The organism is Treponema bryantii, from assembly GCF_900113965.1.
GTDB lineage: Bacteria > Spirochaetota > Spirochaetia > Treponematales > Treponemataceae > Treponema_D > Treponema_D bryantii_A.
Map to the genome: position 1 here is coordinate 1 of NZ_FORI01000009.1, position 12,424 is coordinate 12,424.

Below are 12,424 nucleotides of genomic sequence, written 5' to 3' on the forward strand. Positions count from 1 at the left end.
ATTTGTAATACCGAAAAGCAATGCAACCTGTAAATTTGAAAGATTATGCTCTTGTTGATAGTTTAGCACTTTTAGCTTAAATTCTCCGCTAAAATGTCGGGTTGGTTTTGTAAATTTTCCATTTAATTTGTACTGGGCAATCCACTGTCTAATTTGACTTGAACTTACTCCATATGCTTTTTCTTGTTGTTCTGGACTTATATGTTCTTCAATATAGTCTAAGACAATCTTTAGTTTGAACTCTTCTGAGTATTTGGACATAAAAAAAGCACCTCCTAAAGTGAACTTTATTTGTCCAACTTTAGGGGTGCACTTCACTTGACCCGGGGATCTAGCGCTTCAAATATACCATTAGCAGCATAATATCACTATTACGGATTCCGCTGATGCGGTTTGCCTGACCGAGTGTTACCGGGCGGATTGCTTCGAGCTTGTTGCGGCTCTCTGCAGAAAGTGACGGAATGCTGCCATAATCAAAGTCTGCAGGAATGCGGGCATTCTCCATCTTATGAAGCTTTTCTACTCGCTTATCCTGCTTTTCAATATAGTACTTATACTTAGCGTCAATCTTTGCCATTTCCCAGTCTGCTTCAGGGTAGCCAGGGTTTTCCATATCAGGCTTTTTAAGAAGCAGAGCTTCAATTTCTGAGAGGCGTGCATATTTTTCGTTTACTGCATCAAACTGAGCCTGAGTCTTAAGGCCGCAGCGGAAGGCATATTTTGCAAGGCGGCGGTCTGCTGTGTCGTGGCGGAGCTTTAAGCGGTATTCGGCGCGGGCTGTAAACATACGGTATGGCTCTTTTGTTCCGAGAGTTACAAGGTCATCAATAAGTACACCGATGTACGCTTCGTCGCGGCCAAGAATTACAGGCTCAAACTCTGGAATTACGTCGAACTTGTCAAAGCCGGCATTTTTCTGAACACCGCGCTCGTAGTCGTTGAGCTGGTGAGTTTCGCGTTCTGAGATTTCGGCAAACTTTGCTTTTTCTTCGTTTGTCATATCTGCCTTAGGACGGAAAGCACCTGTCTCTGTACTTGAAGCAACACCGTTAAGTGTATGAGGAATTTCTGCAAGAGGTCCGCAAAGCTTAATGTGCTCACGTGCATAAAGACCTGCGTTCATTCCGGCAATAAGTCCCTGTCCGGCAGCTTCTTCGTAGCCGGAAGTTCCGTTAATCTGACCGGCATTAAAAAGGCCTGCAACACGTTTAGTCTCCAGAGAAGGATAAAGCTGGGTAGGTTCAACAAAGTCATACTCTACGGCATAGCCCGGGCGGCTCTGTACGGCATTTTCAAATCCATGCATTGTGCGCATAAAGGCATCCTGAACACATTCAGGAAGACTTGAAGAAAGTCCGTTCAGATAAATCTCATCAGTTTCAAGACCTTCCGGCTCAACGAAAATCTGATGGCGGTCGCGTTCTGCAAAGCGCATAACCTTATCTTCTATGCTTGGACAGTAGCGAGGGCCAATACCGCTGATTTTACCAGAATAAAGCGGTGAGCGGCCAATGTTGTCGCGGATGATTTTATGAGTTTCTTCGTTTGTATATACGATATGGCAGTTTACTAATGGGCGCTCTACCCGTTCGGTTTCAAAACTGAAAGGAATAACTTCTGTGTCGCCCGGCTGTTCGTCGAGTTTGCTGAAGTCTACGGTTTTGCGGAGAATGCGCGGTGGGGTTCCTGTCTTAAGACGACCTGTTGTAAAGCCGAGTCTGTGAAGGCTTTCTGTAAGTCCGTATGCTGCAGGCTCCCCTACACGTCCGCAAGGAGCATCATATTCACCAATAAAAATACGGCCACCAAGGAAGGTACCTGTTGTAAGAACAACAGAGCGAACCGGAATAATGCGGCCGCGCTCTGTAACAACGCCGGTTACCTTTTGACGCATTCCGCTCTTTGCAGCTTCTGTGCGTCCGTCTCCACGGAACTCTCCCGGGATAGTTCCCTTTTCTGCAGCAGAGTCGCTGTTTGGAGGAAGCGGTGTTGTAGAGGCAGTTGTCAGGATATCAATAACGGTATCCATTAATGTATAAAGATTTTCAGTTGTTTCACAGGTTTTACGGGCAAGCTGAGAATAGGTAATCTTATCGGCCTGAGAACGAGGTGCCTGAACTGCAGGTCCACGGCTCTTATTGAGCATGCGGAACTGAATCATAGATTTATCAATCAATTTGGCCATCTGGCCGCCAAGAGCATCAATTTCGCGGACAATGTTTCCTTTTGCAATTCCACCAATAGAAGGGTTACAGCTCATGCGGGCAATAGCATCAGGAGTTTGGGTAATAAGTACAGTTTTTAATCCCATACGGGCACAGGCAAGTCCCGCTTCAATTCCCGCGTGGCCGGCTCCTACAACAGCCACATCATAATAATCATAAAATCCAGGCATCAGAAAGTTCCTTTCAATAAGCCGTCATGCTGAACTTGTTTCAGCATCTATAATAACAGATCCCGAAACAAGTTCGGGATGACGTTTTCACGATTATATCTGAAATGTAAACCTTGTACAATTATAATCAATTTCTATATAATTCATCTTATGAACGGCAAAAAAATCATCCTGGTTTCTCTGAATGGCATTGGCAACAAAGGCGGAGTTGAACGTGTAAGCTGGTATTTGAACGAAATCCTTACCGACCATTTTGATAACGTACAGGTGCTCACCCGCGGAAAACTTATGCCGGGAAAAATCGGTAACCTTATCTGGCCGGTTCTGCTCAGTCTTAAGCTTTGTTTTATCCGCAATAAGATTGTTATTGCCAATTCCTGGCACTGTTTTTTGTATCCCGCAGAGCTTTCTATTCATCATGGAACAATGGCCGGAGCAAAGCTTCACACTACAGTTGGAGGCGCCGCAGGCATCACCGCCTTTATGGAAAAAGTAAGCGCCCGCAAAGCAAAAAAGATTCTTGCCGTAAGTATTAACTGCAAAAACGAACTCGAAAGCTACTATAAAATCAATCCTAATAAAATTGAAGTTCTGAATAATTTTGTAAATGAAGAGGTCTTTTTTCCAAAGGAAGAAAGCAATGCTGGCAGCGAAGATAACAAAATAATCAACGTGCTTTTCTCCGGCTCACTTGATGAACGAAAAGGTCTTCCAAAGCTCATAGAATTTTCTAAATATATAGAAGATTTTAAAGGTCCATATCAGATAAAATTTACAATCGCTTCTAACACAAAAGACGCATATCATTTTTTTGAGGGACTTAATAATACAAAGATTGTTTCAGGCCTCGGCGTAGAACAGATGCCAGATTTCTACCGCGCCGGTGATGTTCTTATTTTCCCGACAAACTACGAAGGTTTTTCAATGTCTACAATGGAAGCACTCGCATCGGGTCTCAGCGTAATTGGAACCGATTTTGCAATTCCAGATGAAATAAAAGATTTTGCTTTCTGCCTTCGCCACGATTTTTCCGACATTTCAAAAACCGTTGAAGAAATTATCAGACTCTATAAAACCTGGCACACCCAAAAAGCTGAAATAGCCTCAAAAACCATCCAAAACTTTGGAAAAAAGCAGTACGAAGAAAAATTCATAAACTACACAAAATCCGCAATGACGTATTAGTTAAAATAATACTTGACAGATGTAGATGGGGGGGGGTATGATTTTAATAATATTTTCAAAAAAAGTCACAAAAAAAAGGAGTAGACAATGAAAAAATTATTAACAATCTCAGCTGTTCTTCTCGCAGCAGCTTTAGTATTCACAGGATGTTCAAACCCAGCCGCAAACAGCGGAGATGAAGGAGAAAAACTTCCTGGAACATGGAGTAGTTCAGTTACTTATTATAATGATTATAATCAAAATGGCTGGACTCTAAAAAACAATACAATATCATACAAATGTGATGATCCAACTACACTTCAAATCCCTACAAACAAAGTTCAACTTCTATCTTTACCTATTTCAAGCGATAAAATATACGGTGTTAATGTAAAACTTAAACAAGCAAAATTTACAGATTCTGAATATGGTATTCTTTTCCTTGAGTCTGGTGATTCGAGTGATAATACAAATTCTTATTATAGATTAACACTCTGGCAAAACTCTTATATTTTATATGAAAAATTAAGCGGACACGCTGAAACACTTCTATCTGTAAATGGCGAATATCAAAATATCGTAAACAACGCTATTAAAAAAGAAGGCGAAGAGAATGATGTTCTTTTCTATACAGAAGGCGAAGAACTTGTTCTTAAAATTAACGGTACAGAAATTAAACGAATAGCAAACAAGCTTGATAAAGGCAGATGTCATGCTTATGTAAGAATTCCTTATGACGCAACTGAATCAATTGCTATCAATTACAACTTTGTTAACTTCCAGACTGCAAAATAACCCCTGTCATGCTGAACTCGTTTCAGCATCTAAAAGTCGTCATTCTCAATGACGGCTTTTTTTATTTACGCAGGGCTTCCGCATTATAAAGATTTACGAATATTTTGGCGCGAAGGAGCGGAGTTGCGTGGCAAAATGACTTTGTGTGTGGCTGCCGCGTGAGCGGCAGGTAATATAGTTACTTTACCACACACAACGTCAAGCGCATTATTGCGCGTTTTTGACATGCAAATACGCGACTGGGAGCCAATGTTCACGTTTTACGTCTTTATGATGCGGAAGCCCTGTTTTGTGAGCGGGTATTTTTTTATATATACGTTTTTTCTATAATATGTTATAATAGAAAGGTGAATAATGTTGATTTAACGCAGATAAAGGCTGTAGCTTTTGACATCGATGGTACTCTATACAGAGCATGGAGATTTAATCTTCGCATTGCGCCTTACTTTCTGTTTCATTCTTTCTTCTTCTTAAAATACGGGCTTGTTCGCAACATTATGCACAGGACCGCTGCTACCTCTGAATTCACAAAAATTCAGGCCGCTCACATGGCTAAAAAGCTCAACTGTTCTCCAGAAGAAGCTGAAGAGCGCCTTGAAAAAATCATCTACAAGGGACTCGAAAAATATTTTGTAAACATTAAGCCTTGCGACGGTGCTTTGGACTTTATTCATAAACTTAAAGACAAAGGCTATAAACTTGGTCTTCTTTCTGATTTTCCTCCAGAACAAAAGGGTGAGATCTGGGGTGTACGTGAATTATGTGATGTAGTTCTTGGCTCAGAAGAAGCCGGTGCTCTCAAGCCGGATCCAACTCCGTTTAGAAAACTTGCGGAAGAATTTAACCTTCCGCCGGAGCAGATTCTTTATGTGGGCAACAATCACAAATACGATATTCAGGGTGCACATAATGCAGGTATGAAAACAGCATGGCTTATTCTTCCGCATTCTGGCTGGATAGGTAAAAAATCAAAAATAGCAGACTTTACGTTCTGGCATTATAACCAGCTTTCTAACTGGTTCTTTAATGATCAGACAAACAAGTCGGATTAATATAAAAAAATTGGGTGGGGATAAAAAATGGAAATCGTAATCGCAATTCTCTTTTCTACAGTCATTTCAATGGGAGTGTCTTTATACTTCCGTATGCTTAGTAAAAAAGATGATCCTCTGGAACGAATCAACAAATTTGCGAACAAGAAAACTAATGAACTGAACGAAGCTTTTGGAAAGATTCAGACCAGATTCAACACAATTATCTCAGATTTTAATGCTCAGCAGACACAGGCAAATGCAGCCGTAAAACTCTTAAAGCAGCAGAACGAAGATTTTAATTCTAAGATGCAGACTTTTGATCAGAGCATCAATGCTGTAAAAAACATCAAGTCACAGATAGACGCTTACTCTAAGATTCTCGGAGAACTCAATGATATGACCGCCCAGGTTGAAGAGAATCTTGAACGCCTTCATAAGGAAAGCGGTGTAATTTCTACCCTCGATGGAAAACTTTCAAAGCAGCAGGCTCAGATTGTTTCTATCGAAAAAAAGATTCCAGAAATTTCAAAGGAATTTTCTGCAAAGAATGCAGAGCAGCTTAAGGCTGTTGGCACTACCCTTCTTGAAAATTATGAAAGCCGTGCCGCAAAACTTACTGCAGACATTAAAGCTTCTCAGGGAGAAGCAGAAAAGGCTCTCGGCGAAATCAAACAGAGCATTCAGGAAGCATATAACGAAGCTGCAGCCAGTGCAGAGAAACTTGAAAACACTGCCTTTGAACATCTTAGCGAACAGGCTCAGCAGAGAACAGATAAATATCTTAAAGAGCTCAGCGCACAGACAGCTTCACTTCAGAGTGAACTTGAAAAACAGACTCTCGCCATCAGAAATGATATTACTAACAGAACCGGTATCATTCATTCAGAACTTGAATCAAAAGAAAAAGAACTTATCAAAATGTTTGATGATAAGACTGCAGCCGCAACTGCTTCTTACAAAGAATCTGAAAATAAACTTATTACAGACGCAAAGGCAAATATCATAAAGCTTAACGAAAAGTTCAACGAAAAACTTGGACAGCTTTCAGAAGCCTTTGCCGGAAAAGTGGACGCACTTCAGACAAAATACACACAGCAGCTTGAATCAATTGGTGGCCGCAACGATGGTATTATTGGAAAAATCCAGGCACGCTTTAACGAAGACAGCAACAAGCTTGAAGCTGAATATACAAAGCAGATGGAAAGCATTCAGAAGAAAAACGATGGTAACTACTCTGCTCTCTCAGAAAAATTTACTGCCGACTTTAAGAAGTTCCAGGACTCTTATACCGCAGCATTTGAAAATGCAACTGCAACTAACAACAATAAGGTAAATGAATTCAACCGCCTCTTTGTTGAAGAACACAAAAAGTTTGCAGATGAACATCAGAAACTTATTCAGGATTTTGCTGATGCAATCAACGAATCTCAGAGTGCAAACGACAGAAAGCTTAATGAACTTAAGAGCTCTCAGGACGAACAAATTCAGAGCCTTAACGAAATCTATAATTCAGAATACACAAAAATCAAAGAAGAATACCTTGGACGTTTTGAATCTTTGCAGGATGAATACTCACAGCAGATTGATGGACTTCAGAACGTATTTGGAAACCGCATAGAAGAACTTTCAAATACTGAAGAAGACTACAAGGCAAGAATTGAAAATCTTCGCACTCAGCTGGATACAAGCCTGCGTCAGTGTAATGAACGCTCTACATCCCTTCAGACAGAAATTTCTGATATGCAGGAAAAACTCACACAGACACTTCAGCAGGTTGCAGCAGAGGCAACAACTTCGGTTCAGAACGCCGAAGCTTCTGTGCAGTCAATCAAGGTTCAGTGTGATGAAGCTGAACGCAAGGCCGCAGAACTTAAGCCTGAACTTGAAGAAAAGATCAGTCAGATGAACACAAGTCTGGACAGCGTTCAGAGCGAAACAATTGAAAAGCTTGAAAGACTTCAGAATGCAACAGAAAGTAAGATTCAGGAAATTCTTTCTGAAACTGGCGCAAAGATTAAAGAGTTCCAGACTAAGACAGAACAGACTATTGAAACTCTGCAGAGCGAAACTGAACAGACAATCAAAACTATTCAGAATGAATCTCAGCAGAAGCTTGAATACATTAAAACTGAAAATGCAAGTAAGTTTGGTGATTTCCAGAGCGAAACAGAGCGCAAAATTGACAGCTATCAGAGTTCTACAACTGCAAAGATTGAAGCCTTCCAGAAAGAATCTGATAAGCAGCTGGAAGAGTACCAGGACGAAACTGGCAAACAGCTCAAAGAATTCCAGAGTGCTACTACTGCAAGAATTGAAGCTTTCCAGAATGAAGCCGGAAAACAGATTGAAGACTTCAAGGGAGATGCAACTGCAAAGATTGAAGCATTCCAGAATGAGGCCGACCGTCAGATTGAAAGCTATAAGGGTGACACAACGGCAAAAATCGAAGCATTCCAGAGCGAAGCCGACCGTCAGATTGAAGGCTTTAAGGGTGATACAACTGCAAAACTCGACAACTTCCAGAACGAAACAGATACACGACTCGAAAGCCTTACAAAAATCATTACAGATTCTGTACGCAAGGCAGTTTCTGAAAGTGAAGTTAAACATCTTAATATTCTTGAAAATGTTGACAGCCAGCTCAATGCTTACAAAAAGGATATTGAGTATAAGCTCTCTCAGATTCAGGTTTCTGAAAATGATATTGATACTCTTGAAAAGAGCCTCAAGGCTGCCATGGCCGAAGTTCAGAACAGAGTTCTCCGCGACTTTGATACCTTCACCACAAATCAGAAGCAGAAGCATGAAGAATTCAGTAACACAATCAAGGAAGATTCTGAAGAAATTGAATCTAAGATTACAGAAATCAACCGCTCTCTCGACAGCCTCAAAGAAACTGCAACAGGCAGCATGAGTGCTAAGATTCAGGAGTTTGAAACAGAGTTTAATCAGACACTCTCAACAAAGAGCAATCAGATTGATTCTGAACTTTCTGAATGGAAGAGCGACCTTGATACAAAGCTTACAAAAATCTCAAATACTTACGAAGACAACCGTAAGAAACTTGAGGCTAAATATCTTGATGAATTCAAGACAAATATTGAAGGCCTCCAGACAAGAGCTTCTGATCAGTACACAAAGGTTGCCGCTTCAATTGAGCGTACAAAGAATGACATGCAGGATTCAATCAAAGATATCCAGGACTTTGTAAACCGCTTCAAGAGCGACACAGACAACTCTATCAATTCTCTTACAAAGGCTTCTGAAGACGCCCTTAAGAAAGAGATTGAAAACAACAAGGAGCTTGTACAGACTACCCTTTCTAAACTTCAGGAAGAACTTCTTGGAGACCTTAAGCTCTTTGAAGAGTCTATTAAGACAAGACAGGAAACAGGTTCATCTTCAATTGATGCAGCCCTTGCAGAATTCAATACCTGGAAGCAGCAGCTCAAAACTCAGTTTGAAGATACAACCACAATCTTCAATACAGACCTTGAAAAGTTCAAGGCACAGTCTGATGATAAGATTAATGAAGAAGCACAGAAGCTGCTCCAGAATATGAATGATTATGCAATTGCCGTTCAGAATCAGCACAATGAACTCAACGACAAAATTGCAGATCTTGAAAACAAGACCGGAACTTCTATCAAAGAATACGAGGAAAAGTCTAAGACAATTCTGAATCAGATGGGCAGTATGTACAAGAAGATGCTTGAAGAGGCAAAGGCTCGTCTTGAAGAACAGGATGCAGCTGCAAAAGAAAGAACAGATGCATTCAAGAAAGACATCAAGGAAGCAGAAGACAGAAATGCTGCAAACCAGTCTGCCTTTACTCTCAAGATGCAGGACAATGCAAACCTTATTCAGACCCGCCTCGGTGATATAGAAAAGGAATTACAGGATGTTAAGTCTAACATTCAGAATTACGAAACTGCAGACAAGATGCGCCGCCAGCTTGAAGCAAACGTTTCTGAATTGAACAGTGCATTTACAAAACTCAAGGGCTACTCTGACACTGCAGACAAAATGAACATTCAGTACAATTCAATTCTTAAGATTAACGAAGACATTAACCGCCAGCTTTCCGGAATGGAAGCACAGAAGAATCGTGTAGTTGGTCTTGAGCAGCAGTTCAACAAAATGCTCGCTCTTTCAAACACAATCGATGAACGCATTCAGTCTTTGAATACAACTTCTGATGATCTTCAGTCTATGGAAGTTGCAGTACGCAATTACAACGACAACCTTCAGCGTGTTTCTGAACAGTACGAACGCCTTGAGAAAAAAGATGAAGTTATCAACCGCATCAAAACAGATGTTGATTCTCAGTTTGAAAAACTTAAGGATCTTGAACAGAGACTCACAAACTGTAACCGTCAGGCTGTTTCTCTTCCACAAGAGATTAAGGAAGTTCAGAATAATGTTGATAAGATTCTGGCAAGCGGTCCAAAACTTTCAACTGCTGTTGGAAGACTTGAAGATCTGGATTCAATTATTTCTGATACAGAAAAGCGTATTGAAGCACTTAACTCTGTACAGACAGGTATTAAACAGGTAGAGCTTAATCTTGATACAATGAATCGTGAAGTAGATAAGAAGTTTAAGGTTCTTCAAGGCATTACACAGCAGGAACGCACAAAGAGTCCTTCAAAGAAGGGAACTACACTCAACCCTCAGACAAGCGACAGCGTAAGACAGCTTAAGCGCCAGGGCTGGACAATCAGCGATATTGCAAAGCGCCTTGATCTTACAGAGAATGAAGTTGATTTGATACTTCAACTTCCTGAGTAAACAATTCCGGTGGTTGAGTAGCCCAAAGGGCGTATCGAAACCACATTTACGAAGTTCTACGGTAGTTTCGATACGGCTTCGCCTACTCAACCACCGTAGTTTTCAAGCAGACAAACCACCTGAGCCTCAACGGCTTCACTTGTACCAACCGGCGGGAGTTTCTCGCCGGTTTTTGCTTTAACAAACACCTGAGATTTATCCACGCCAAGTATGGCCGCGATGCTCTCAATTACTTCGCCGCGGCGCGAAAGAAACTTAGGCTTTTCGAGTTTAATTACACAGTCGAGGTTTACAAGCTCCCAGCCGGCAGCGCGGACATCTTTCCACACTGCGCGAAGCAGGTCAGCAGAGTTTGCATCTTTCCACTTTGCGTCTTCCGGCGGAAAATACGAACCGATATCTCCAAGCCCTGCCGCTCCAAGTAGTGCATCAGTTATCGCGTGAAGAAGAACGTCACCATCAGAATGGCCGTCCTCCCCTTTTTCAAAATCAAACTCAACACCACCAAGAATAAGTCGGCGGCCTTCAACGAGGCGGTGAAGATCGTAACCAAGTCCAACTCTAATCACAAAGTCCTCCGTCATCCTGAACTCGATTCAGGATCTCCAGATCTGCGGGATACGTAATTTTTATATTGTTTACATCTCCGGGCGTAACTCGAACACGGCCGCAGTAGGCACCCCAGATTTCTGTGTCGTCGGTGTATTCGCGGTCGTCCGTAGCAGCGCGGCCGTGAGCCTCGAGCAGTTTTGCAAACTCAAAACATTGCGGCGTCTGAACCGCAGTCAGATTACTGCGAATAAGGTGGCGGGTAATAAAGCCTTCCCCGTCAATTTCTTTTTGAGTATCAGTTGGAGTAATTCCCGGAACCGAAGCGCCAAACTCAATCGCTGCTTCAAGCGCATTCATAATAACATCCCGGCTCACAAAAGGCCTTGCCCCATCATGAATAAGAACTATATCCGGCTGGCCTGTGACCGCAAGCAGCCCGTGGTAAACAGATTTCTGCCGTGTCTCCGCCCCCTCCGTAATTCTTACTTCCGGAGCAACATCACCGAGCGCTTTAATGCATTCTTCAATTCCGCCTGCCGGGCAGGTCACAATAAAGTCAGTTATCTCAATTCCCTTTTCGCCGGCAAGTGCATTTAAAAAAGCTTGGGCACAGACCGAAAGGACTGTGCCGTTTTTATAAGGAAGATATTCTTTTTTTATACCGCTGCCAATTCTTGTAGAAGAACCGGCCGCAGTAATGATAATTGCAATCTTAGAATGAATCGTCTTCGTCGTCAAAATCTTCATCCGCACCCATATCGTCAGCTGAATCATCTTCATCATCAGAATCATCTGAGCTGCGTCTGTTATTTCCTTCCGAAATATCATCCATCAAATCATCATCTTCATCATCATCAAGAATCATTGTATGTTTGATTTTTGGAGTTGCTCCAGGTGGTTCAAGCTTTGTATGAATCTCTGCTTCAATATCCTTTGAAGATTTTCCAAGTGCATAAGCAATTTCATCTTCAAGAAGTTTCTTTGCTGAATCATAAAGTTTGCGCTCAAGAATTGGGAGCTCTTTTACCTTACTTCTGTTATAAAGACAGCGAACAATAGTTGCGATATCTTTTACTGTACCCTTCTTAAGAAGGTCAAGGTTCATCTGATAGCGGAGTTTCCAGTCTGAAGTGATTGGTTCAAAATCATCTGAAAGAAGATTAAGTGCTTCCTGTGCTTCCTTAGCCGAAACAATCTGGCGGATACCAAGGTTCTCTGCGTTTTCAACCGGAACCATAACAACCATGTCAGAGGCTTCAATATAAATCTTGTAGTAAAGGGTTGTCTGATCTTTAAATGTCTTTTCAAAAACTTCCTTTACAATTCCTACGCCCTGACTTGGGTAAACCACTTTCTGGTTAATCTTAAATTTTTGTGCCATATATTTCTATTATATCATAAAAAAAGAGGAAATTCAAATTGTATAAAAAAATTAATCGTATAATTGGCTCCCAGTCGCATATTTGCAGGTCAAAAACGCGCAATAATGCGCTTGACGTTGTTTGTGGTATGGAAACCATTATACAGCCGCTCTCGCGGCTGCCACAAACAAAGTCATTTTGCCCCGCAAATCTGCTCCTTCGCGCCAAATTTTACTCAAATCTTAATAAATCAGGTTCCTTTATTAATTCATTTGAAAACCTTGCAGTTTGTTGCAATTCTTTACTATTTCTTGTATATTATCTGAACTTAT

At 41.3% G+C, this 12,424-nt stretch carries 9 protein-coding genes; 4 read left to right on the plus strand and 5 right to left on the minus strand.

Features of this window, described 5'->3' with window-relative positions; all coding sequences use genetic code 11:
* A partial coding sequence (locus tag BM161_RS11540; protein ID WP_143090556.1) for a transposase occupies window positions 1–261 on the minus strand: 261 nt, incomplete at its 3' end.
* Window positions 262–331: 70 nt separating this feature from the next.
* Window positions 332–2,395, minus strand: coding sequence for a tRNA uridine-5-carboxymethylaminomethyl modification enzyme MnmG/GidA (locus BM161_RS11545; RefSeq protein WP_074932867.1), 2,064 nt, complete (start codon window positions 2,393–2,395; stop codon window positions 332–334).
* Window positions 2,396–2,545: 150 nt separating this feature from the next.
* On the opposite strand from BM161_RS11545, the gene BM161_RS11550 reads away from it, so the two are divergent.
* The 4 genes from BM161_RS11550 to BM161_RS11565 all read left to right on the plus strand — a co-directional run bounded on the left by BM161_RS11550 (window position 2,546) and on the right by BM161_RS11565 (window position 10,179).
* Window positions 2,546–3,580, plus strand: coding sequence for a glycosyltransferase family 4 protein (locus BM161_RS11550; protein WP_074932869.1), 1,035 nt, complete (start codon window positions 2,546–2,548; stop codon window positions 3,578–3,580).
* 87 nt (window positions 3,581–3,667) lie between these two features.
* The gene (locus BM161_RS11555) at window positions 3,668–4,354 is read left to right on the plus strand and encodes a hypothetical protein (protein ID WP_074932870.1); all 687 of its coding nucleotides are present in this window, start codon (window positions 3,668–3,670) and stop codon (window positions 4,352–4,354) included.
* A 347-nt stretch (window positions 4,355–4,701) separates the two neighbouring features.
* Window positions 4,702–5,406 carry an HAD family hydrolase gene (locus BM161_RS11560; protein ID WP_074932871.1) on the plus strand — a complete coding sequence of 235 codons (705 nt, stop codon included), beginning with the start codon at window positions 4,702–4,704 and terminating at the stop codon, window positions 5,404–5,406.
* Window positions 5,407–5,433: 27 nt separating this feature from the next.
* The gene (locus BM161_RS11565) at window positions 5,434–10,179 is read left to right on the plus strand and encodes a SpiroCoCo family coiled-coil protein (protein ID WP_074932873.1); all 4,746 of its coding nucleotides are present in this window, start codon (window positions 5,434–5,436) and stop codon (window positions 10,177–10,179) included.
* An 86-nt stretch (window positions 10,180–10,265) separates the two neighbouring features.
* Here BM161_RS11565 and ispF read toward each other — a convergent pair whose 3' ends face one another.
* From ispF to BM161_RS11580, 3 genes are read right to left on the minus strand one after another with little or no spacing between them, the layout of a single operon-like run.
* The gene (ispF, locus tag BM161_RS11570; protein WP_177206243.1) at window positions 10,266–10,745 is read right to left on the minus strand and encodes a 2-C-methyl-D-erythritol 2,4-cyclodiphosphate synthase; all 480 of its coding nucleotides are present in this window, start codon (window positions 10,743–10,745) and stop codon (window positions 10,266–10,268) included.
* Window positions 10,741–11,469: an IspD/TarI family cytidylyltransferase gene (locus BM161_RS11575; RefSeq protein WP_244882826.1), complete on the minus strand. Its 729-nt coding sequence runs from the start codon at window positions 11,467–11,469 to the stop codon at window positions 10,741–10,743. Before BM161_RS11575 ends, ispF begins: the two co-directional genes overlap by 5 nt.
* Window positions 11,444–12,112, minus strand: a complete 669-nt coding sequence (locus BM161_RS11580) for a CarD family transcriptional regulator (RefSeq protein WP_074932879.1) — start codon at window positions 12,110–12,112, stop codon at window positions 11,444–11,446. Before BM161_RS11580 ends, BM161_RS11575 begins: the two co-directional genes overlap by 26 nt.
* Window positions 12,113–12,424 lie beyond the last annotated feature (312 nt).